Annotated in this window: 22 protein-coding genes; 13 read left to right on the forward strand and 9 right to left on the reverse strand. The window is 73.1% G+C overall.

Features of this window, described 5'->3' with window-relative positions; translation table 11 throughout:
- Nucleotides 1-36: 36 nt before the first annotated feature.
- A complete protein-coding gene (locus tag Val02_RS00075; RefSeq protein WP_203896736.1) occupies nucleotides 37-1,053 on the reverse strand; it encodes a WD40/YVTN/BNR-like repeat-containing protein in 1,017 nt (338 codons plus the stop codon).
- A complete protein-coding gene (locus Val02_RS00080; RefSeq protein ID WP_203896737.1) occupies nucleotides 1,050-1,520 on the reverse strand; it encodes an RrF2 family transcriptional regulator in 471 nt (156 codons plus the stop codon). The genes Val02_RS00075 and Val02_RS00080 overlap by 4 nt, the downstream gene beginning before the upstream one ends.
- An 81-nt stretch (nucleotides 1,521-1,601) precedes the next feature.
- Here Val02_RS00080 and Val02_RS00085 point away from each other — a divergent pair, with 81 nt between their 5' ends.
- On the forward strand, nucleotides 1,602-2,351 hold the full coding sequence (locus Val02_RS00085) for an SDR family oxidoreductase (RefSeq protein ID WP_203896738.1): 750 nt from the start codon (nucleotides 1,602-1,604) through the stop codon (nucleotides 2,349-2,351).
- On the opposite strand, the gene Val02_RS00090 is transcribed toward Val02_RS00085, so the two are convergent.
- Nucleotides 2,332-2,832 (reverse strand): hypothetical protein, encoded by a 501-nt coding sequence (locus Val02_RS00090; protein ID WP_203896739.1) that lies wholly within the window; start codon nucleotides 2,830-2,832, stop codon nucleotides 2,332-2,334. The two genes, Val02_RS00085 and Val02_RS00090, sit on opposite strands and share 20 nt — an antisense overlap.
- A gap of 217 nt (nucleotides 2,833-3,049) precedes the next feature.
- On the opposite strand from Val02_RS00090, the gene Val02_RS00095 reads away from it, so the two are divergent.
- The 9 genes from Val02_RS00095 to Val02_RS00135 all read left to right on the forward strand — a co-directional run bounded on the left by Val02_RS00095 (nucleotide 3,050) and on the right by Val02_RS00135 (nucleotide 12,525).
- A complete protein-coding gene (locus tag Val02_RS00095; protein ID WP_203896740.1) occupies nucleotides 3,050-4,021 on the forward strand; it encodes a trypsin-like serine peptidase in 972 nt (323 codons plus the stop codon).
- Nucleotides 4,022-4,116: 95 nt separating this feature from the next.
- Complete coding sequence (locus Val02_RS00100; protein WP_203896741.1) at nucleotides 4,117-4,518, forward strand: carboxypeptidase-like regulatory domain-containing protein; 402 nt, start codon at nucleotides 4,117-4,119, stop codon at nucleotides 4,516-4,518.
- A gap of 82 nt (nucleotides 4,519-4,600) precedes the next feature.
- Nucleotides 4,601-5,740, forward strand: a complete 1,140-nt coding sequence (locus Val02_RS00105; RefSeq protein WP_239151118.1) for a serine hydrolase domain-containing protein — start codon at nucleotides 4,601-4,603, stop codon at nucleotides 5,738-5,740.
- Between the two features lie 115 nt (nucleotides 5,741-5,855).
- On the forward strand, nucleotides 5,856-7,016 hold the full coding sequence (locus Val02_RS00110) for a hypothetical protein (RefSeq protein ID WP_203896743.1): 1,161 nt from the start codon (nucleotides 5,856-5,858) through the stop codon (nucleotides 7,014-7,016).
- A gap of 75 nt (nucleotides 7,017-7,091) precedes the next feature.
- A complete protein-coding gene (locus Val02_RS00115; RefSeq protein WP_203896744.1) occupies nucleotides 7,092-8,069 on the forward strand; it encodes a hypothetical protein in 978 nt (325 codons plus the stop codon).
- Nucleotides 8,070-8,173: 104 nt separating this feature from the next.
- Entirely contained in the window at nucleotides 8,174-8,941 is a 768-nt protein-coding gene (locus Val02_RS00120; protein ID WP_203896745.1) for a maleylpyruvate isomerase N-terminal domain-containing protein, read from the forward strand.
- A complete protein-coding gene (locus Val02_RS00125) occupies nucleotides 8,932-9,960 on the forward strand; it encodes an aminoglycoside phosphotransferase/kinase family protein (protein ID WP_239151121.1) in 1,029 nt (342 codons plus the stop codon). Before Val02_RS00120 ends, Val02_RS00125 begins: the two co-directional genes overlap by 10 nt.
- Nucleotides 9,961-10,024: 64 nt before the next feature.
- The gene (locus Val02_RS00130) at nucleotides 10,025-12,076 is read left to right on the forward strand and encodes an MMPL family transporter (protein WP_203896746.1); all 2,052 of its coding nucleotides are present in this window, start codon (nucleotides 10,025-10,027) and stop codon (nucleotides 12,074-12,076) included.
- 101 nt (nucleotides 12,077-12,177) lie between these two features.
- Nucleotides 12,178-12,525, forward strand: coding sequence for a hypothetical protein (locus Val02_RS00135; protein WP_203896747.1), 348 nt, complete (start codon nucleotides 12,178-12,180; stop codon nucleotides 12,523-12,525).
- Nucleotides 12,526-12,568: 43 nt separating this feature from the next.
- On the opposite strand, the gene Val02_RS00140 is transcribed toward Val02_RS00135, so the two are convergent.
- Both Val02_RS00140 and Val02_RS00145 read right to left on the reverse strand, forming a co-directional pair.
- Nucleotides 12,569-13,213, reverse strand: coding sequence for a LuxR C-terminal-related transcriptional regulator (locus Val02_RS00140; protein WP_203896748.1), 645 nt, complete (start codon nucleotides 13,211-13,213; stop codon nucleotides 12,569-12,571).
- A complete protein-coding gene (locus Val02_RS00145; protein ID WP_203896749.1) occupies nucleotides 13,165-14,442 on the reverse strand; it encodes a sensor histidine kinase in 1,278 nt (425 codons plus the stop codon). The genes Val02_RS00140 and Val02_RS00145 overlap by 49 nt, the downstream gene beginning before the upstream one ends.
- Nucleotides 14,443-14,596: 154 nt before the next feature.
- On the opposite strand from Val02_RS00145, the gene Val02_RS00150 reads away from it, so the two are divergent.
- Complete coding sequence (locus Val02_RS00150; protein WP_203896750.1) at nucleotides 14,597-15,259, forward strand: response regulator transcription factor; 663 nt, start codon at nucleotides 14,597-14,599, stop codon at nucleotides 15,257-15,259.
- On the opposite strand, the gene Val02_RS00155 is transcribed toward Val02_RS00150, so the two are convergent.
- The gene (locus Val02_RS00155; protein WP_239151122.1) at nucleotides 15,245-16,720 is read right to left on the reverse strand and encodes an aromatic amino acid ammonia-lyase; all 1,476 of its coding nucleotides are present in this window, start codon (nucleotides 16,718-16,720) and stop codon (nucleotides 15,245-15,247) included. The two genes, Val02_RS00150 and Val02_RS00155, sit on opposite strands and share 15 nt — an antisense overlap.
- Before the next feature lie 73 nt (nucleotides 16,721-16,793).
- On the opposite strand from Val02_RS00155, the gene Val02_RS00160 reads away from it, so the two are divergent.
- Both Val02_RS00160 and Val02_RS00165 read left to right on the forward strand, forming a co-directional pair.
- Nucleotides 16,794-18,308, forward strand: coding sequence for an NAD(P)-binding domain-containing protein (locus tag Val02_RS00160; RefSeq protein ID WP_203896751.1), 1,515 nt, complete (start codon nucleotides 16,794-16,796; stop codon nucleotides 18,306-18,308).
- Complete coding sequence (locus tag Val02_RS00165) at nucleotides 18,305-19,696, forward strand: class I adenylate-forming enzyme family protein (RefSeq protein ID WP_203896752.1); 1,392 nt, start codon at nucleotides 18,305-18,307, stop codon at nucleotides 19,694-19,696. The genes Val02_RS00160 and Val02_RS00165 overlap by 4 nt, the downstream gene beginning before the upstream one ends.
- A 9-nt stretch (nucleotides 19,697-19,705) precedes the next feature.
- Here the strand turns inward: Val02_RS00165 and Val02_RS00170 are convergent, their stop codons facing one another.
- From Val02_RS00170 to Val02_RS00180, 3 genes are read right to left on the reverse strand one after another with little or no spacing between them, the layout of a single operon-like run.
- Nucleotides 19,706-19,891 carry an antitoxin gene (locus tag Val02_RS00170; protein WP_203896753.1) on the reverse strand — a complete coding sequence of 62 codons (186 nt, stop codon included), beginning with the start codon at nucleotides 19,889-19,891 and terminating at the stop codon, nucleotides 19,706-19,708.
- 11 nt (nucleotides 19,892-19,902) lie between these two features.
- On the reverse strand, nucleotides 19,903-20,319 hold the full coding sequence (locus Val02_RS00175) for a CBS domain-containing protein (RefSeq protein ID WP_203896754.1): 417 nt from the start codon (nucleotides 20,317-20,319) through the stop codon (nucleotides 19,903-19,905).
- On the reverse strand, nucleotides 20,295-20,840 hold the full coding sequence (locus Val02_RS00180) for a hypothetical protein (protein WP_203896755.1): 546 nt from the start codon (nucleotides 20,838-20,840) through the stop codon (nucleotides 20,295-20,297). The genes Val02_RS00175 and Val02_RS00180 overlap by 25 nt, the downstream gene beginning before the upstream one ends.
- Nucleotides 20,841-20,842: the final 2 nt, after the last annotated feature.

Raw genomic sequence — 20,842 nt, forward strand, 5'->3', positions numbered from 1 at the left:
CTAGCCCAGTGATGTCAATGAATGTCAATGAATGGATCAGGCGGGGCTGACGGAGATCTCGACCCAGCTCCGCTCGGCCCCGGTACCGGGGGCGAGCCAGACGGCGTTCGGCACGCTCTCCGACGTCGCCACGAGGGTGCCGTCGGCGAGCCGGTCGATCAACGCCACGTGCTCCGGTCCCGGCGCGGCGCGCCAGGTGCCGTCGGCGAGCAGATATCCCGGGGTGCCCTCGCCGGCCAGCGCCAGCACGCCCTTGCCGGCGGCCGCGACGTGTCCCACCCGGTAGCCCGGATCCTTCTCGCCGACCGGCCGCCACGCGTCGCCGCGCAGCGCGTGGACCGTGACGCCGCCGTCCCGCCCCAGCGCCATCAGGACCTCGCCGCTGTCCGGGTCGGTGCGCAGCCAGACCGCGGCCGGCCGGTCCTCGACGGTCAGCTCCGGCAGGGTGCGCCAGGCGCCGTTCTCCTGGACGGCCGACACGACGGTGGTGCTGTCCGCACCGGCGACCACGGTGCGGCCGCGCCCGTCGACGGCCACGGCGCCGTTGTCGGCCGACAGCGGCGGCTGCCTGCCCACCGGCTCCTCGCCGCGGAAGACGCCGTAGCGCCGCTCGCCGGCATCGCGCCCGGCGTCGGCGGCGAGGCAGCAGCTCCACTGTGGACGGTCGTCGGCCGGCGGGTCCCCGTCGCGGAACGTGGCGCCGCCGTCGTCCGAGGTGCGATAGCCGTTGCGGGCGAGCACCGTCAGCCCGCGGGCGCCCTGTGCCCACATCGTCGCGTGCGGCCCGAGCGGCGCGTCGAACGGCAGTCTCCGCCACGTCGTGCCGCCGTCGGTGGTGGTGTAGAGGACGCTCTTCTCGGTGCCCTTGCGCCCGAGGAACAGCGCGTAGCCCGTGCGCGCGTCGCCGAACGCCAGCTCCACCCGGTCGTTGCCCTCGGCGGGCAGTGCGCTGTGCCGCTCGCCGCGGTGCGCCGAGGGGTCGGTGCGCGCCGGTGCCTCGGCCGAACACCCCGCGAGGAGCGCGGTGAGCGCCAGGGCCAGCACCCGTCTCACCCCAGCCACCCCCGGATCGCGGCGAACGTCCTCGGCCCGTAGTCGTCGGTGACGTCCCGGGCGAGGTCCGCGATCGTCACGGCGCGCAGGGCGGCGCGCCACGCCTCATCGGCCGCCGTCATCGCCCGCGCGATGGCACATGGTGTCACGCACTCCGCGGCGGGTGTGGCGAGGGGGCCGCGCTGGCGGATCTCCGTGCAGGTGAACGCCGGCGCCGGCCCGTCCACCGCCGTCACGACGTCGAGGACGCTGATCTCCTCGGCCGAACGGGTCAGCGCGTAGCCGCCGGCGTTTCCCTGGCTGGAGTGCACCAGGCCGGCGCGGGAGAGACTCTGCAGCACCTTCGCGAGGTAGCTGCCGGAGACGTCGTGCAATTCGGCGAGGCGGGCCGCCGGGACGGGCCGGTCGGCGGCGGTCAGCACCACGCAGCAGTGCAACGCCCACTCGACCCCGCCCGACATTCGCATGTGGCGAATCCTACCTTGACTCGGATAAGGCCTGTCCGAGTAGTCTCTCGGACAAGCGATATCCGAGTTGAGGAGAGTGTCATGAAGGTCGTCGTCATCGGTGGGACCGGACTCATCGGCACCAGGCTGGGTGAGCGGCTGCGCGCGGCCGGGCACGAGGTGATCGCCGCGGCGCCGTCGACCGGTGTCGACACCGTGGCCGGCACGGGTGTGAAAGAGGCGCTGACCGGGGCCGACGTCGTTGTCGACGTCTCCAACTCGCCGTCGTTCGCGCCGGCGGACGTGCTGGCGTTCTTCAGCCGTTCGACGGCCAACCTGCTCGCCGCCGAGGCCGAGGCCGGCGTGCGGCACCACGTCGCGCTGTCGATCGTCGGCGCCGACCGGGTGTCGGACAGCGGTTACCTGGCCGCCAAGGTGGCGCAGGAGGAACTGATCCGCGACGGCGGCGTCCCCTACACGATCGTGCGGGCGACGCAGTTCTTCGAGTTCCTCGTCGGGATCGCCGACGCCGGCACCGTCGACGGGGTGGCCCACCTGACGTCCGCGCCGTTCCAGCCGGTCGCGGCCGACGACGTCGCGGACACCCTGGCGACGATCGTTTCGGGGGAACCGGCGAACGCCACGCTCGACCTCGCCGGCCCCGACCGCCGGCCGCTGGTCGACCTCGTCCGTACGGTGCTGGAAGTCCGGGGTGACACCCGCGAGGTGGTGTCCGACGACACCGCGCGGTACTTCGGGGCCCTGCTCGGGCCGGAGTCCGTCGTGCCGACCGGCGAGGCGCGCATCGGCACGGTTCGCTTGGCGGACTGGCTCACCACGTCCGGTGGCTGAACCAGGAACGCGCCGCGCGGGTGTTCAGCAGGATCAGCGTGAGCACGGGGAAGAAGAGCGACCCGGCGTCGAGCGCCACGCTGCCGCCCGCGAGCATCGTGTACACGCTGCCGGCGATGCTGAGCATGCTGAAGATGATCACCAGCACGCGCGCCCACTGGCGACCCCGCTGCAGCTTGCGCCCGATGAAGAACGCGACGAGCGCGAAGAACGCGAGCACACCCGCGACGCCGTAGAGCACCGGCTCGGCGTATCCGGTCACCTCCGGGTACTTCGCCAGTTCCGCCTGGATCTGGGTGTCCTGGGAGACACGGAACGCGATGAACGCGACCACCGCGGCCCCGGCGAGCATCAGGGTCCCGCCGAGGTACTGCAGGAGCGCGATGATGTGCACGGACGGCGGCGCGGAACGGCGGCCCGGGTTGTGGTTGTAGTGGACAACGGGCTGCGGCGGGGCGTAGGTCGGGTATCCGTAGGACATCGTGGGCTCCTTGGTCGTCGTTGGACCAGAGCCTCCCCGATCTTGACCTCCGGAGTATCCCGGAAAAGTGCCACGTGCGCCGACGTGCGGCCGACATGTCGCCGATCTGATTCGACGGCCCAACGATCAAAATCATTTCGTTATGGTCCTCCGCGTTCCAAGCATTTCGATTCCATCGGGGATTCGAAATGATTCGGGGAACTGGGGAGGAAAGCAGATGCACGCACACCGAATGCGCGCGGGAACGCTCGCGACGGGATTCGCCGCGGCGCTCGCCGCCGTGCTCGCCGCGGCCGGTCCGGTCTCCGCGGCACCGGCACCGGCGCCGGCGCTCGCGGCCGACACGCCGGTCTCCAGCGACGGCGCCAAGGTCAGCCCGTCACCCGCCCTCGGGCTGACCGCGGCGCGCGGCGAGTCCGGCCGGGTGGGTACCGGCCCGGGCCTGACGCTCAACAGCACGGCGCCGTCGGGCTCCTCGACGACCGCGCTGGGCACCGAGTCGATCATCGGCACCGACGACCGGATCCGGATCACGCCGGCGACATCGTTCCCGGCCAGCGCCGTTGTGCAGATCACGCGCAACGGCAACGCGCACTGCACCGGCTGGCTCTACGGGCCGGACATCGTGGCCACCGCCGGCCACTGCGTCAACGAGGGCGCCGGCGGCGCCTGGTACACGGGCCTGGTCGTCTGGCCGGGCCGCGACGGCAGTTCCACCCCGTACGGCAGCTGCACCGTGCGCCAGTCGTGGTCGGTCAACGGCTGGATCGTCGACGGCAACGAGGAGTACGACTACGGCGCGCTGAAGCTCAACTGCACCGTCGGCAACAGCACCGGCTGGTTCGGCTACTGGTGGCAGTCGGCGAGCCTGAACGGCTACAGCACGCTCATCAACGGCTACCCCGGTGACAAGCCGTTCGGCCAGCAATGGCGTGGCGACTACGTTTCCCGGACCGTTGTCGCAACGACCGGCAATCAGGTTTTTTACACCAATGACACGATCGGTGGAATGAGCGGGAGCGCGGTTTATCAATATCGCGCGTCCGGAAGTTCGTTCTGCAGCGGGTACTGCTCCATGGCGATTCACGGATACGGCGTGCACGGGTCGTCCCCGCACACCAACAACCACGCCGCCCGGATCACCGAGGCCCGGTTCAACAACCTGCAGGCCTGGAAGAACGCGCCCTGACACCGATGGTTCCCCCGCTCGGGCGTGCCGACCCGGGCGGGGGAACCGCGGTGCGTGCCCGCGCGTCCGACGCAGTGACGATCCGGGGAGGGGCGATGCGTTCACTGATGCTGCTGCTCGTGGCGGTCGGCGTGCTCACGCTCGGCGGGTGCGGCGCCGGTGGCGGTTCGGGCCCGGGCGATCCGGAGGCGCCGGTCTCCGACGCCTCGGCATCGCGCCCCGCGGGGCCGGCCGGCCGCGGAAGCGTCAGCGGCCGGGTGCTCGGCGCCGACGGGGCGCCGGTCGCGGGTGCGCTCGTGCAGCCGAGCGGGGTCGGCGACGCGCCACCGGTGCCGGAACTGGCCGTCACCACCGGCGTCGACGGCACCTACCGGTGGAGCCTGGCGCCGGGCACCTACCAGTTCACGGTCACGCCGGCCGGTGGCGCCCCGACCGAGGCCGGTCCGGTGACGGTCACCGCCGGCGACACCGTGACCCTGGACGTGCGGCTGCGTTAGCCGCAATGCGGGTTTCCCTTAGGGGAAAAGGGTGTGCGAGTCCCGGATGTACCGGATCGCGCGCTCTTCCAGGATCTTGTGCATGTCCATCTCTCACCGTCTGGCCGGCGCGGTCGCGTCGGTCGTTCTGCTACTGCCCACCGGGGCCTCCGCCGCACCGGCCGCCCTGCCGCCGCTCGATTTCTTACAGTTGAACGCCGCGATCGACGGCCTGCCCGACGGTAAGGTCAGCGGCGCCGTCGTCCAGGTTCGCGGTACCGCCGGGTGTTGGCAGGGGACCGGCGGCATCGCCGACAGGGACACCGGCGCGCCGGTGCCGCAGGACGCGCGGTTCCGGATCGGCAGCATGACGAAGACGTTCACGGCGGTCGTGGTGCTGCAACTGGCGGCCGAGGGGCGGATCAGCCTGGACGGCACCGTGCAGCAGTACCTGCCCGATCTGCTGCCCGCCGGCACCGCCCCGATCACGATCCGGCAGATGCTGACCTACACCAGCGGCGTCAACGGCGCCGGCATCGACAGCAAGGACGCCGACTGGTACCTCGAACACCGCTACGACCACTACCCGCCGGGCAGCCAACTGGACACGGCCGCGCCGCTGGCGTTCGCGCCCGGGACGAAGCAGCGATACGGCAACGCGGACTACATCGTCGCCGGGCTCCTCGTCGAACGCGTCACGGGCCGTTCCTGGGCGGACAACGTGCGCCACCGGATCATCGCGCCGCTGGGGCTGCGCGCCACGGAAGTTCCCGAGGAGGAACGGACGATCCGCGGACCGCACGCCCGCGGATACGAGATCCGCCCCGACGGAACGTGGGAAGACATCACCGACGCGGACACGTCGCTGCAGTGGTCCGCGGCGTCGATCATCTCCAACGCCCCGGACCTGGACCGCTTCCTCGTGGCGCTCTTCACCGGCCGGCTGGTCCGGCAGCCGTACCTGAACGAGATGTTCACGGTGCCGGACGTGCCGCTGGCCGACGGGAGCGGGCGCGCCGTGCACGCGGCCGGGCTGACCCGCATCGCACTCGGCCCGCTGGTCGTGTGGGGCAAGAGCGGCGACCGCCCCGGGTACAACAACGGCATGGGCGCCACCCGTGACCTGGCCCGACGCCTCGTCTACTCGGTCAACCCGCTGAACATGGGCGGCACCTCGCAGCCGGCCGCGGCGCAGCGGATCATCATGGCGACGTTCGCCGGCGCTCCCGCGACGGGTGGCTGACATGTCATACGACCGGTTCAACCGGGGTGCTCCCCGGGTGCGGAACGGTTGCCGAATCTGTACTTAGCGTGTTCGCGTGATCACACTTTCACCCCATCGGGTGGAGGTGAACGGCATGCGGCGGACCTGGGGAACGGCTCTGGTGGCCGGGGTCTGCGCGCTGCTGTGGATTCTCGGGGACGGCCGGCCGGCATCGGCGGACACGGGTGTGTCGCCGATGTTCGGGCCGGCCGCTCCTGCGGGAGGGGTGGCCGCCGGCGGGTCGCCGGGGATCGGTGGGCTCCTGCCGGCCCGCCCCGGCGTGGGTGTCGGTGGCTCGGTCGGTGCCGCGCCGCCGGCCGTGAGGGGCAGCGGCGCCGTGAGCGTCACGGCGCCGGCCATGCCCCTCGTGCCCGGGGTGCCCGCTGCGACGGCCGGCCCGGTCCTTCCCGGCGTGAGCGTGGATGGCTCGGTCGGTGTGGCTGTGCCGGGTGTGGGTGTCGGTGGCTCGGTGGGCGTTGCGGTGCCGGGTGTGCCCGGTGCGACGGTCGGCCCGGTCCTTCCCGGCGTGGGTGTCGGCGGCTCGGTCGGTGTCGCGGCGCCCGGTGTGAGTGTCGGCGGGTCTGTCGGTGTCGTCCTGCCCGGCGTCCCCGGGTCCGGCGACGTCGGCGTGCTGCCGCCCGGCGCGGCGAATCCCTGCGCTGTCGACCCGGCCGCGGGCCTCAGCCCGTCCCCACTCAGCCCGTCCCCACTCGCCCCGTCGCGGCTCGCCTCGCCCCCGGTCGCCCCGTCGCAGCTCGGTCCGTCGCTCGGCTCCTGCCTGCCCGGCCTCCCCGACCGGCCGGGCTCACCCGGTGCGGCCCCGTGGCCCGTCCCCGGAGCGGCGCCGGCCGACGGTGACCCGGCCGCCGGACCGTCCGATGTGGACGGTCGACCGGCTTCGGCGACATCCGCCGCTCGCCGGCCCCCCTCCTGCGGCCCCCATGGTTCCGCAGCGGCGTGCGGCACCGCTCCGGGAGGCCACGGCGGTTCGGAGCGGCGATCACCGGTGACGCTGCCACCGTTCGGGCCGGTGCCGCCCGCGCCGCTGCGCCCGGCGCCGACCGGCCCGGGCACCGCGAGCCGCACCGTCACCACGGCGACCGTCGCCGCCGCGGACGACCGCGCCGCGAACCCCGGCGCCGCAACCCTTCCGGTGGGCCTCGTCCCGCCGGCGTCCGACCGGCACGTCGTCCCGCCCCGCCGGGCCGGACGCGACGGCACACCCACCCGGGGGCCACCCGGACGCCCCGGCTAGCAACCGGCCGAGCACATCGTCGTCCCTGGAAAAGTCGATACGAGAACTTGGTAGGTTGCTATGCATCGTTGGATCATGCGTGGCCTGGTCACCGCCGGATTCGCCGGCGCGGCCTGGGCCCTGAGCACGACGTCGGCATGGGCCGACACGCCGGGCACCACGACCGGCACGCTCACCGTCACGGCCGGCAGCACCACCACCGGCCCGTCCGTCCCGCCGCTGACCGTCCACATCGGACGGTTGCCGGCCCCGAACGCCGCCGCCGACCTGGCGGCACGGGTCGGACCGCCCACCCTCGACGCCGACCTCGACACCCCGAACGCCTCCGGCGCAGCCTCACCAGAGGCACCGGAGACACCGGAGGCACCGGAGGCGTCCGAGCTCGACGTCGGCGTCGACGTGGACGCCGGAGTCGGCAACGGCGCGTCGGTGTCCCTGACCGTCGGCGGTGCGCTGCTCGGCGCCGCGCCCTGCGCCGACCCGAGCGGCGTCGCGCTCGCCGTGGCGGCGGGTGTCGGCGTGGCCTCGACCGATGCGGGCCTCGGTGTGGACGCCGGTGTCAGCGCGGACTCGGCAGGCGTCGGGCTCGGTGTGGAGGTCGGTGTGGGTGTGAGCCCGACCGATCTGGGCCTCGGTGTGGACGCGGGTGTCAGTGCGGGTTCGGCCGGTGTCGGGCTGGGCGTCGATGGCTCCGTCGGAGCGGACATCGGTGTCGGCGTGGATGTCGCGATCGGCACCGACCTGCCGGATTCCGGCCCGGGCACCGGCTCAGGACCGGGCAACGGCTTGGAAGAGGGCAACGGTTCGGAAGACGGCTCCGGCGAGGGCGCGGAAGACGGCCCCGGCGTGGGGTCGGGCAGCGGCACCGGCACGGGGACCGCGGGCGGTGCGGCGTTCGGCTACGCGAGCGTCGGGGATGCGGCCCTCGGCTCCACCGCTCCCGGCATCGCCGCCCTGGCGCGCACCGGCGCGGGCGTCGCTCTGCTCGCCCTGTTGGCCCTGCTCGCGCTCCTGCTCGGCGCGGCCGCCCACCGCCTGGGAACGATCCGCTGACCGGACCCGCGCGGTAGTACCGACGACGGCCCCCGTCCACCGTGGCGGGGGCCGTCGTCGCGAAGGACCCCGGAAATGTCGGCGGGCGCCGCTATGGTGCGACGGTGCCCACACACCTGACGATCGAGGAGCACGTCGCCGCCCTCCGGCGCGCCGGCGCGGCCCTGCACGAGGCGGCCGGTGCCGCCGGCCCGCACGCCCGGGTGCCGACCTGCGCCGCGTGGGACGTGACGAAGCTGGTCACCCACCAGGGGATGGTGCACCGCTGGGCGGCCGGGCACCTGCGCGGCGAGAAGGATCCCGACACCAAGGCCTCCGTCGCGGAGGCGGCCGCGGCCGACGATCTGCTGGCGTGGTTCGACGCCGGCTTGGTGGGGCTGATCGAGGCCGTCGAGGCGGCCGACGACGACCTCAAGGCGATGGTGTTCCTCAAGGACGCGCCGCCGCCACGCCGGTTCTGGGCGCGGCGGCAGGCGCACGAGACGACGATCCACGCCGTCGACGCCGTCGCGGCCCGGCTCGGGCGATGCCCCACGGCGGCCGACGTCGACATCGACCCGCTGGTGGCGGCCGACGGGATCGACGAGCTGCTGAGCGGGTTCATCACGCGGGGCAAGGGAAAGCTGCACGCCGATCCGCCCTACACGCTGCTGGTCCGCGCCCTGGACACCGGGCACGCGTGGACGGTGCGGGTCGGCGGCGCCTCCGTCGAGACGACGCCGGGGGAGCACGGGCCGGGCGAGGTGACGTTCGCGGGGACGGCCGTGCAGGTCTACCTCAGCGTGTGGAACAGGGCGGACGAGCTGACCGTCGAGGGCCGGCAGGACGTGGCCGAGGCGTGGCGCAAGGCGGTGCGGATCCGGTGGAGCTGAGGCCGCCCGGCGATCTCGTCGACCCGTCGTGGGCGGCGGAGGCGTTGAGCCACAACGGGTTCAACGGGGCCACGGGTGGGATCTGGCGGGTCGAGCGGGACGGCGGCCCGGCGGTGCTGAAGCTGTCCACCCCGCCCGGGCGCGACGGTGTGCCGGCGCACTGGGCCACCAGCGAGGACCCCGGCCACTGGAACTACTGGCGTCGCGAGTCGCTCGCCTACACCGAGGGGCTCGCCGCGGCCTTCGCGGGCGCCGGCATCCGGGCGCCGCGGCTGCGCGAGGTGGTGCGGCGCTCCGACGGTTCGACCGCGATCTGGCTGGAGTGGGTGGCCGGGACGCCCGGCCCGGCCGCGACCCCGGCGGACCTGGGGGAGCTGGCGGAGCGCCTCGGGGCCGCGCACGCCGCGTGGCTCGGGCGCCGCCCCGACGTGCCGTGGCTGTCCCGCGACTGGCTGCGCGACTACACGCTCTCCCGCAAGGTGCCCGCGCGGGCGCCGTGGGAGCACCCCGACGCCGCCTGGCCCGCCGCCCTCCGCGCGGATCTGCGAGACCTGTGGGAACGCCGCCACGACGTGCTGCGTGCCACCGACGACCTGCCCGCGACCCTGTGCCACCACGACGTCTGGCCGATGAACCTCGTCGTCACGCCCACCGGTCCGGTGCTGCTGGACTGGAGCTTCATCGGCCCGGGGCCGATCGGCGAGGACGCCGCCAACCTCATCCTCGACACGTTCTTCGACGGCTTCGTGGACCTGGCGCACCTCGACGACGTCGTGGAGCTGGTCAGCGCCGGGTACGTGCGCGGCCTCGACGGCGCCGTCGACGCGACGACGGCGCGGCGGGGCATCGGGCTGTGCGGCGCCGCCAAGTACTTCTGGCTCGCGCCGATGATGCTGGCCGCCTTGGAGACCCGGCCGAAGACCACGGGGCAGTACGACACGCGGGGCGTCGAGGAGATGTTCGCGGGGCGGCGGCCGATCCTGGAAGTCGTGGCCGCCTGGTACCGGAAGTGGTGTTAGCACCACCGGTGTGGAGGCGCTGCCGCTCCTGCCCGTAAGGCTTGCGGCGCCTTGGATTCAGGGCATGACAAGAATCAAGTATCTGGTCGTGCTGCTGTGGATGGTGGTTCTCGGGGTGGCGGGGCCGTTCGCCGTCAAGCTCACCGAGGTGCAGGAGAACGACGCGCTCGGCGCACTGCCGGCGGAGGCGGAGGCGCACCGGGCCGCCGAACGGGTGAAGAACGCGTTCCCCGACTCGCGCGCACCGGTCGCCGTGGCCGTGTACGTGCGCGAGAGCGGGCTCACCGACGCCGATCGGGCGCGGGTGGAGGCCGACCGCACGGCGTTCGCGCGGTACGCCGACGGGGGTGCCGTCGGGCCGGCCACGCCGAGCGGCGACGGCAGGGCACTGCTGTTCGGCTTCCCGGTGGCCGGGGACGACGACGTTCGCGCCGCGGCGGTGTCGGCCATGAAGGCGCGGCTGACCACCCCGGACGGTGCGCTCGCCATCGCGCTGACCGGCGCGGCGGCGGCCGAGGACGACGTCTTCGACGCGTTCGAGGGGATGGACACCGCGCTGCTGGCCGCGACGGCCGTCACGGTGTCGCTGCTGCTGCTCGTGACGTATCGCAGCCCGGTGCTGTGGTTGGTGCCGCTGGTCACGGTGGCGGTCGCCGCGCAGTCGGCCTCGGCGCTGGTGTACCTGCTGGCGAAGCATGCCGGGGTGGCCGTCGACTTCCAGAGCCAGAGCATCCTGACCGTGCTGGTGTTCGGCGTCGGCGTGGACTACGCGCTGCTGCTCATCTCCCGCTACCGGGAGGAACTACGCGTGCACGAGGACCGGCACCGGGCGATGGCGGTGGCGGTGCGGCGTTCCATCGGGGCGATCGCGGCGTCGGCGGCGACCGTGGGCGCCGGGCTGCTCTGCCTGCTGGCCGCCGTTCTTCCGAGCACACGGGGCATCGGGCCGGTCGGCGCGGTGGGTGTGCTGTGCGCGTTCCTGGCGATGACGACGCTGTTGCCGGCCCTGCTGGTCCTGTGCGGACGGTGGCTGTTCTGGCCGTTCGTGCCGCGGGTGGGCGTGGTCGTCAGAGCGAGCGGGTGGGCGCGGGTGGCGGACCTGGTGGGCCGGCGGCCGCGGACGGTGTGGCTGGCGAGCGCCGCCGTTCTCGGGGCGCTCACGCTCGGCATCACGAACCTGTCCGTCGGCCTGCCGAACGACCGGTCGTTCACGACCGAGGTGGGCTCGGTGCGCGGCCAGCGCCTCATCGCCGCGCACTACCCCGGGGGCACCGTCTCGCCGGCCGAGGTCGTCACGCGGGCCGCCTCCGGTGACGCGGTCGCGGCCGCCGCGCGAGCTGTGCCGGGGGTCGTCGAGGTGTCCGTTCCCGAGAAATCACCGGACGGCGCATGGGCCCGCATCCGCGTGACGCTGGCCGACACCCCCGACAGCGACGCGGCTCTGTCCACAGTGGACAGATTGCGGCGCGCTACGCACGCCGTGCCCGGCGCGGCGGCGCTGGTGGGCGGCTTCACCGCGGAACAGCTCGACAACGAGACCGCGGTCGACCGGGACAACCGGGTCGTGATGCCGCTGATCCTGCTGGTCGTGTTCGGGATCCTGGTGGCGCTGCTGCGGGCGCTCGTGGCGCCGCTGCTGCTCATGGCGAGCGTGGTCGTCTCGTACGCCGCGGCGCTCGGCGCGGCCGGCTTCATCCTGAACGCCATGGGCCACCCGGACCTCTACGTCGCGCTGCCGCTGCAGGCCTTCCTGTTCCTGGTGGCGCTCGGCGTCGACTACACGATCTTCCTCATGACGCGGGCCCGCGAGGAGGCGGCCGCCCGCGGGCACCACGCCGGCATCCGGCACGCGCTCGCCGTCACCGGCGGGGTGATCACCAGCGCCGGGGTGGTGCTGGCCGCGACGTTCGCCGCACTGGGGGTCCTGCCGCTGGTGGGCTCGGTGCAGACGGGGGTGATCGTCGGGGTCGGGGTGCTGCTGGACACGTTCCTGGTGCGCAGCCTGCTGGTGCCGGCGCTGGCGCTGCACGTCGGGCGGCGCACCTGGTGGCCGGGGCGGCTCGCGTCGGCGCCCGCGCCGGTGACCGCTGCGGCGCGGGAGCCCGCGACGGTGTAGCCGGACGTGGTGTGCGATCCCGGGGCGCGCAACCCCGGGATCGTGCACATTGCGCGACATACCGCTGTTTTTACGCCGGTCGATGGGGGAGGGTCCGAGTCGTGGGCGGGTTCGACAAGGGGCGGATCGTCTGGCGGGTCTTCGCCGGCGTCGCGGTGGGTCAGTTGCTGTTCGGTGGGGACTCGGCGTTCTCGTTGCTGGTGGCGTTCGGGACCGGGGGAGTGGTCGGCGGCATCGTGGTGTGGGCGGCGGTGCGGCGGCCGAAGTTGACCGTGGCGCCGCCGGACCGCCCGGCGCCGCCGCGCAAGCGCCGGGAGAGCCGCATCGTCGCGCGGATGACGGACCTCGCGGTCGTCGGCGTGCGCCGCCGGCGCCGGGCGTCCCGCGGGCCGCTGCGCCAGCGCGGCCGCGCCCTGGTGGCCGGAGTGCGTGCGCGTTGGCGCCCGTAGGCCTGCGAGGCGCACGCAGATGGACGACCGCGCGTCAAGATCGTCACGCGCGCAGGTACGTGAGCACCGCCAGCACGCGGCGGTTGTCGTCGTTCGACGGGGGCATCCCGAGCTTCGCGAAGATGTTGTTGATGTGCTTGCTCACGGCCTTCTCGGTGATGAAGAGCTTGGCCGCGATCGCCGCGTTCGACCGGCCCTCGGCGATCTGCGCCAGCACCTCCCGTTCCCGCGCGGTCAGCGCGCCCAGCGGTTCGGCCGCCGAACGGCTCTCCAACAGCTGCGCGATCACGTCGGGATCCATGACCGTCCCGCCGCCGGCCACCTGCCGCACCGCGTCGACGAACTGCCCCACGTGCGACACCCGGTCCTTGAGCAGGTACCCGACCGAGCCGCCCCGGTCGGAGAGCAGTTCGCGCGCGTAGAGCTGCTCGACGTGCTGCGAGAGGACCACCACCGGCAGCCCCGGGATCCGCTCCCGCGCGGCGATGGCGGCGCGCAGCCCCTCGTCCGTGAACGACGGCGGCAGCCGCACGTCCACGATCGCGACGTCCGGGCGGTGGGACAGCAGCGCGGGCAGCAGCGCCGGCCCGTTGTCCACGGCGGCCACCACCTCGAACGAGAACGCCTCGAGCAGCCGCGTCAGCCCGTCCCGGAGGAGGGCGAGGTCCTCTGCGATGACAACGCGCACGGCAGCTCCACGGTGACGACGGTCGGCCCACCGGCCGGGCTGGACACGACCATCGTTCCATCGAACGCCGCGAGCCTGCGCCCGATCCCGGCGAGCCCGCTCCCGCGCGACGGATCGGCGCCCCCGCGCCCGTCGTCGGAGACGGCCAGCCTCAGCAGGTCGCCCTCCCACCGAAGGAGAACCGAGGCCGAAGCGGCGCCGCTGTGCTTGACCACGTTCGCCAGCAGCTCGGCCGCCGCGAAGTAGAGCGCGGACTCCACCGGTGCCTCCGGCCGGCCGGGCAGCTCCACCTCCACGGAGACGGGGATCGCCAGCGCCAGGCCCAGCGCCGACAGGGCTCCCGGGAGGCCCCGTTCGGCCAGCACCGGCGGGTGGATGCCGCGCACCAGCCGCCGCAGCTCGGCCAGGGCCTGGCCGCCGGCCTCCCGCGCCTCGGCGAGCAGCCGCTGCGCGGCGTCCGGGTCGCGCCGCAGCAGCTCCTCGGCGAGCCCGATCGTCATGCTCAACGACACCAGCTGCGCCTGCGCCCCGTCGTGCAGGTCGCGCTCGATGCGGCGCAGTTCGGCGGCCTGCGCGTCGACGGTCTCGGCGCGGGTCGCGGCGAGGTGGGCCACCCGCGCGTGCAACGCCTCGGCGGCGGTCGGGGCGAGCAGCAGCGCCGCGAAGCGCGCCACGCCCATCGTCAGCAGCGGCGCCCCGAGCACGCCGATGGTCAGGATCAGCACGCCCTGCGGGAGGACCAGCAGCCGGTCGAAGAAGCCGTCGATGGGCCAGACCACGCCGTAGCCGTACCAGTCGACGAAATCCGTGATCAGCACCGGCACCAGCAGCACCCCCTCCACGCCGTAGAAGGGGACGCACACCGCGATCAGGCCCAGCACCCCGCCGACGATCGCGCCGGGCATGAGCCACGCCGCGTCCCGCCAGGTGGCCGGGTCCCGCAGCACGGCGGCGAAACGGCCCCACAGCCCGGGCGGCAGCGGCCGGTACGGCGAAGGGATGTCGACACCGCTCCACCCGGCGATCCGCCGCTCCACTTCGGCCCGCAGCCGCACGAGGTGAACCACCACCGGGAAGAGCGGGACGCCGATCCCGAGTACGGGAATCAGTAGGAAAGAGACGAGGAACAGGACGAACAGCACGATGTTGAGCGACAGTGACAGGACCGCCAGCAGCAGCCCGCGCGCCGCCGCGACGGCACCGGTACGGACTGTCGGGAGCAGGTCCATCCGCCCATTGTCGACCACCCGCGAAACGGCGCCAGTGGTGCCAACACCCCGAACGTGATGCCCGTAATACCTGCTCGGCGGGCCGAATGGATGGCGGCGGGGCCAGCGGCATTCATCACTGTCTCTGTGCCCGTTTTCGTGCGAACCTCCTGGAGTGCGGAGCACCCGACTACTCCTCGTCGAGCAGGACGCCGAGCTGGTCGCGCGGCTGCGCGGGGCGCTGGTCGACGCCGGTTACGAGGTCGACGTGGCGCACGACGGCCAGCGCGGGCTGCACCTGGGGCTCACCCGGGCGTACGACGTCATGGTGATCGATCGCAAGCTGCCCGCCCTCGACGGGCTGGACCTGCTGATGCGCCTGCGCGCGCGGGCCGTTCACGCGCGGGCGTTGCTGGTGAGCGCGCTGGCCGGCGTGGGGGACCGGGTCGACGGGCTGGACGCCGGCGCCGACGACTACCTGGTGAAGCCGTTCCACGTGGAGGAGCTCAACGCGCGCATCCGTGCGCTGTGCCGGCGGCAGCTGTCGGTCAGCGACCTGCTGCGCGTCGGCGACGGGCACCTGGACGTGGGGCGCCGGCAGGCGGTGCGGCGGGACGGGTCGGCCGTCGCGCTCTCCGCGCGGGAGTGCGAGCTGCTGCGCGTCCTCGCCGAGCGGCCGCGCGCCGTGCACTCCCGGGCCGAGCTGCGGCGCTGGGTCTTCGAGGCGGCGCCGGCGGCGTCCATTGTGGACACCTACGTGTACTACCTGCGCCGCAAGCTCGGCAGGTCCGTCGTGCGCACGGTCCACGGCGTCGGCTACCGGCTAGGCGAGATCTAGCGTCTCGAGGACGGCGGCCGCGCGCCGGATGTCCGCGTCCAGCGGACGGTCGGGGTCGATCGGTTCTATCTGGTCGAACGCCTTGAGCACGTCAGCGGCGCCGGTTGCCGTGGGGCGGCGCGCGCCCACGTGCACGGCCTGGCGCAGGCCGACGGCGAGCGTGCCGCAGATGAGCAGCAGGAGTTCGGCCTGATCGAGCGCGCGCAGCGCGGCCTGCGTGCCGAACGGCACCACGTCCTGGTTGTGCAGGTTGGTCGGCACGCTCTGCATGCTGGCCGGCGTCGCGTCGCGCCTGATCTGCACGGCCATCGCGGTGGCGGCCAACTGGGCGCCCTGCAGCCCGTGCTGCTTGCCCGGCCCGGCGGCCAGCATCGGTGGCAGCCCTCCGTTGCGGGCCGGGTCGACCAGCAGGTCGAGTTGGCGTTCGACCAGGTTGGCGAGCTGGGCGCAGACGGCCGAGACGGTGTCGGCGGCGAACGCGGCGGGCTGGCCGAAGAAGTTCCCCCCGTGGATCACCTGACCGTCGTCGGCGAAGAACACCGGGTTGTCGCTCACGCTCGCCAGGTCCGCGGCGACGACCCCGTCGGCGTAGCGCAGCGCGTCCTCGGCCGCCCCGAGCAACTGCGGCGCGCAGCGGATGCTGTACGGCTCCTGCAACGCCCGGGTGCCCGACGCAACGGTGCCGTCGAGCAGGCAGCTCATGTACCGGCCGACCGAGATCGCCCCCGGGTGCCCGTACGCCGCCAGCAACCGCGGGTCGAGGAACTGCGGGTCGCTGCCGAGCACGTCGACGAGCACGCAGGTGAGGGCCTGCGCCGCCCGGTGCGCCACCCGCACCCGGCCCAGGGCGAGGGCCAGCGCCGCCGTCGTCAGCGAGGTGCCGTTGACCATGGCGAGCGCGTCGCGGCCGTCGAGGGCCAGCGGGGCGAGACCGGCCCTGCGCAGCGCCTCGTCGGCGGCGACCCGCGTGCCGTCGACGTACGCGAACCCCCGCCCGCGCAACGCCTGCGCGGCGTAGGCCAGCGGGATCAGGTCCCCGCTCGCCCCGACCGACCCGTAGCGCGGCACGGCCGGTGCGACGTTCGTGGCGAGCATGGCGACGAGTCCGTCGACCACGTGCGGGGAGACGCCGGAGAAGCCGCGCGCGAGCGACCAGGCGCGCACCAGCACCGCGGCCCGCACGACCGCGGGGTCGAGGTCCGGGCCGAAGCCGGCGCCGAGGTGCGCGAGCGTGTTGTCGCACTGGTCGACGGCGTCGTCCCGGCCGGCGTAGCCGACCAGGGCACCGAAGCCGGTCGTCGCGCCGTAGATCTGGCGGCCGTCGCCGAGTGCCTCCTGGAGGAACTCCCGGCCGCGCTTGACCCGTTCGGCCACCTCCGCGGGAACCACGACGGTCACCGGGTCGGCCGCCCGCCGCAGGTCCGCGACGCGCAGTGGCGTCGCCAGGTCGATGCTCGTCACGGCAGAACATTAACGTCGGATTCTCAGAACGGAGCGGCAACCCTCTGAGTTCCGGCGCGTACGGTCGCCGCCCATGACGCTCGACTACCTGATCATCGGAGCCGGCCCCGCGGGCCTGCAGCTCGGCGCCTCCTTCGAACGCGGCGGCCACGACTACGCCGTTCTGGAGGCCGGCAGCGCCCCCGGCACCTTTTTCACCAGGTACCCGCGACATCGCCAACTGATCTCGATCAACAAGCCGAACACCGGTTCCGACGACCCCGAGCGCAACATGCGCATGGACTGGAACTCGATCCTGAGCGACGACCCGGACCTGCTGTTCACCCGGTACACCGAGCGCTACTTCCCGCGGGCCGACGTCCTGCTGCGCTATCTCGCCGACTTCGCCAAGGCGCAGAACGTCCGGGTCAGCTACGACACGACCGTCACGCGGGTGTCGAAGAGCGGCGACGTCTTCACCGTCCACAGTGGAGACAGAACGTGGCAGGCGCGCAAGCTCATCGTCGCCACCGGAGTGTCGCAGCTCTACGTGCCGCCGATCGACGGGATCGAGCACGTCGAGCGCTACGACACGTTCGACACGGACCCGGAGAGCTTCCGCAACCAGCGGGTTCTCGTCATCGGCAAGGGGAACTCCGGCTTCGAGACCGCCGACGCGCTGATCGAGAAGGCCGCCGTCATCCACGTCGCCGGCCCGCACTCGGTGAAGCTGGCGTGGCAGACGCACTACGTCGGGCACCTGCGGGCGGTCAACAACAACTTCCTCGACACGTACCAGCTCAAGTCCCAGAACGCGGTCCTCGACGGCACCGTCGAGAGCATCGTTCCCGCCGAGGGGGGCGGGTTCACCGTCATGTTCCGGTACGCGCGCACCGTGGAGGCGCTGCGCGAGCTGTACTACGACCGGATCATCGCCTGCACCGGCTTCCGCTTCGACGCCTCCATCTTCGACGAGTCCTGCCGGCCGGCACTGGTCATCAAGGACCGCTTCCCCGAGCAGACCCCCTCCTACGAGTCGGTCAACGTGCCCGGCCTGCACTTCGCCGGAACGCTCACGCAGCAGCGCGACTTCAAGAAGTCCACGAGCGGGTTCATCCACGGGTTCCGCTACGGGGTGCGCGCGCTGTACCGCATCCTGACCGGCGACTGGCCGGTGACCGAGCTGGACTCGACGCCGGAGGCCATCGCGGGTGCGATCGTCGCGCGGGTCAACCGCTCCTCGGCGCTGTGGCAGCAGTTCCAGGTGATGGGCGACGTGGTGACCGTCGACAACGGGCACGCCCACTACCGGGAGGAACTGCCGGTCGCGTACTTCCGGGAGACCGTGCCGGACGGTTTCATCACGACCCTGGAGTACGGGCCGGACCACGACACGGTCGACCCGTTCGACATCACGGTGCCGCGCCCCAGGGAGAACGACATCGCCGGCGCGGTCGACGCCAGCTACCTGCACCCGGTGGTGCGCTTCTACCGGGGCGGCGAACTGGCCGCCACGCACCACCTCGCGGAGAACCTCGAGAACGAGTGGAACATCCCGCAGGTGCACCAGGAGCCACTGGCGGTGTTCGTGAAGGACTGCCTGGGATGAGCGCGTTCCCCGGCCCGCTCCTCGACCTGCTGGCGAAGGCCGGGGATCGGCCCGTGTTCGAGCACGGGGAGCGGGTGGTCGGCGCCGACGAGTTGCTGTCGCTGATCCGCCGCGCCACCGGCGGACTCCACGCGCGGGGCATCGCCCCGGGCGACGGCGTCGGCGTGCTGCTGGGTGTCACGCCGGAGGCGTTCGCCGCGATCGTCGCCGCGCACGTGACGGGCGCCCGCGTCGTCGGCGTCCGGCCCGGCCTGGCCGCCCCGCAGGTGCGTCACCTGCTCGGCGACACGAAGGCGGCGATCGTCGACGCCCCGCACGAGATCCCGGTGCCGGCGATCCCGATCGGGGACCTGATCGCGGCGCCGGAGACCGACGCGGCGCCGGCGGGACGGGCGACGGATGTCGCGCGCGTGATCCACACCAGCGGCAGCACCGGCGACCCCAAGGGCTGCGAGCAGACCTACGCCGCGATGGGTGCCGCCTGGAACCTGCACCCCGACCGCTGGCCCCCGGCGATCCGCGAACTCGCCCGGCACCTGGAGCGCTACCTCGTCTTCGGCACGCTCAGCAGCCAGGTGATGCTGGAGTACGGCCTGCTCACCCTCGCCGCCGGCGGTCGGATGGTCGCCGCGGCGCCGGTGCGCGAGGGGCCGTTCCACGCCGTCGCGATCGAACGCCACCGCGCCACGGCCAGCGTGATCACCGTCCCCGGGCTGTACCGGATGCGCGCCCGGCTCCAGACGCTCGGGGCCCTGCTCGTGTCGGGTTCGCCGGCCGACCCCGCACGCCTGCGGCAGGCGCTCGACGTGCTCGGCCCGGTGGTGTTCCACGGCTACGGGCAGACCGAGACCGGCATGATCGCCATGCAGACCCCGGCCGGCATCGCCGAACGCCCCGAGTCGGTGGGAGAGCCGGCCGTCGAGGCGGAGGTGCGCGACGGCGAGCTGTTCGTACGCACGCCCGCCCAGGCCCGCGGCTACCGCGGCGACCCGGACGAGACGAAGGACGTGTTCGTCGACGGCTGGGTGCGCACCAGGGACCTGGCCAGGATCGACCCGGACGGCTACCTGTACCTGCTGGGCCGGGCCCGCGACGTCATCATCGTCAACGCGAACATCCAGTACGCCGGCCCGATCGAACGGGTCCTCGCCGCGCAGCCGAACGTCGCCGAGGCCTACGTGGTGGGCGCCCCGGACGAGCGGACGGGGGAGGCGGTGCACGCGTTCGTCGTTCCCACGGAGGGCGGAAACGTCGACGCGGAACTGCTGCGCGCCGCGGTGCGCGACCGGCTCGGACCGGCGTCCGTCCCGTCGACCGTGACGACGATCGGCGAGGTGCCGGTCGCGCCCAGCGGCAAGCCCGACAAGCGGGCCCTGTTGCGCTCCTAGCGGCGGCTGCTAGGAGCCGGTGGTGTCGCCCGCACCGGTGCGCTGCTGGGCGATGTCCTCGCCCTTGTCGATGTGCTCGGTGTACTTGCTGCCGGTGCGCTGGTCGATCTGGTCGCCGGCCTTGTCGATGCCCTGGTCGACCTGCTCGTCGTGCTTGTCGGCGAAGTCCTTGGCGCTGCGCAGGAAGTCGTTCATATGAGGGTTCCTCAGTTCTCGGAGATGGCGTCGATCAGGTCGCCGACCGGGCGGTCCGGCAGCGCGCGGGCCACGTCGGCCACGGCCACGATCCCGACGAGCCGGTGCCCGTCGATGACCGGCAGCCGGCGCACCTTGTGCTGCGCCATCGTCCGCAGGATCTCGGCCGCGTCGTCGTCGGCGCCGATCGTGACCGGCTTGCCCTGCGCCAGGTCGGCGGCGGTCACCGTGCCGGGGTCGGCGCCCTCGGCGATCACCTTCACGACCACGTCGCGGTCGGTGAGCATGCCCATCAGGCGTTCGTCGTTGCCGCAGATCGGCAGCGAACCCACGTTGAGCCGAGCCATCTTGCGCGCGGCGGCGGTGAGGCTCTCGCTCTCGCCGACACACGTCACGTCGGGGGTCATGATGTCCCTTGCGGTGGGCACGGTAATGCTCCTTTCGGGGGTTGTGCGTGTCCTTCGACTACCCGGGAACGGGCCCGCGACACCTGCCGGCGGCCCCAGGGCTTGAAGGTGGAGAGCACCGTCGCGATGATCAGCACGGTGCTGGAGACCGCCGGCGGCATCACCATGTCGAGGCGTTCGTGAGCCGTGCGGACACCGTCGGCCTCCAGGGCATCCGCCAGCCCCGGCCGCAGCAGGAACAGCACCAGCCCCAGCATCACCGTCGTCAGCGCGAACTTCACCAGCACCCACCAGTGCCGCACCAGCCCCCACGGCGTCGCGAGCGCGCTGACCAGCCCGATCACCCACACCACCACGCTCAACGGCACGAACAGCCACAGCCCGATCAGCGCCTCCGCCGGATACACCACGGCCGGGTCGGCGGCACCGGTCAGGCCCAGCAGCCCGAGCAGCAGCAGCGTGAGATCCGCGCCGAGCCAGCCGACCGACGTGATCACGTGCAGGGTCAGGACCGTCTTGCGCCATCGCGGGGTGAGCCTCATGC

The organism is Virgisporangium aliadipatigenens, from assembly GCF_016863615.1.
In the GTDB taxonomy this organism is placed as follows: domain Bacteria; phylum Actinomycetota; class Actinomycetes; order Mycobacteriales; family Micromonosporaceae; genus Virgisporangium; species Virgisporangium aliadipatigenens.

What these genes read in the sequence shown, in the direction of transcription:
- Val02_RS00105 (WP_239151118.1), top strand. Translation starts at nt 4,601, where the DNA reads ATGTCCATCTCTCACCGTCTGGCCGGCGCGGTCGCGTCGGTCGTTCTG.
- Val02_RS00100 (WP_203896741.1), top strand. Translation starts at nt 4,117, where the DNA reads ATGCGTTCACTGATGCTGCTGCTCGTGGCGGTCGGCGTGCTCACGCTC.
- Val02_RS00165 (WP_203896752.1), top strand. Translation starts at nt 18,305, where the DNA reads ATGAGCGCGTTCCCCGGCCCGCTCCTCGACCTGCTGGCGAAGGCCGGG.
- Val02_RS00130 (WP_203896746.1), top strand. Translation starts at nt 10,025, where the DNA reads ATGACAAGAATCAAGTATCTGGTCGTGCTGCTGTGGATGGTGGTTCTC.
- Val02_RS00110 (WP_203896743.1), top strand. Translation starts at nt 5,856, where the DNA reads ATGCGGCGGACCTGGGGAACGGCTCTGGTGGCCGGGGTCTGCGCGCTG.
- Val02_RS00170 (WP_203896753.1), bottom strand. Translation starts at nt 19,891, where the DNA reads ATGAACGACTTCCTGCGCAGCGCCAAGGACTTCGCCGACAAGCACGAC.
- Val02_RS00180 (WP_203896755.1), bottom strand. Translation starts at nt 20,840, where the DNA reads ATGAGGCTCACCCCGCGATGGCGCAAGACGGTCCTGACCCTGCACGTG.
- Val02_RS00080 (WP_203896737.1), bottom strand. Translation starts at nt 1,520, where the DNA reads ATGCGAATGTCGGGCGGGGTCGAGTGGGCGTTGCACTGCTGCGTGGTG.
- Val02_RS00090 (WP_203896739.1), bottom strand. Translation starts at nt 2,832, where the DNA reads ATGTCCTACGGATACCCGACCTACGCCCCGCCGCAGCCCGTTGTCCAC.
- Val02_RS00160 (WP_203896751.1), top strand. Translation starts at nt 16,794, where the DNA reads ATGACGCTCGACTACCTGATCATCGGAGCCGGCCCCGCGGGCCTGCAG.
- Val02_RS00115 (WP_203896744.1), top strand. Translation starts at nt 7,092, where the DNA reads ATGCGTGGCCTGGTCACCGCCGGATTCGCCGGCGCGGCCTGGGCCCTG.
- Val02_RS00095 (WP_203896740.1), top strand. Translation starts at nt 3,050, where the DNA reads ATGCACGCACACCGAATGCGCGCGGGAACGCTCGCGACGGGATTCGCC.
- Val02_RS00145 (WP_203896749.1), bottom strand. Translation starts at nt 14,442, where the DNA reads ATGGACCTGCTCCCGACAGTCCGTACCGGTGCCGTCGCGGCGGCGCGC.
- Val02_RS00085 (WP_203896738.1), top strand. Translation starts at nt 1,602, where the DNA reads ATGAAGGTCGTCGTCATCGGTGGGACCGGACTCATCGGCACCAGGCTG.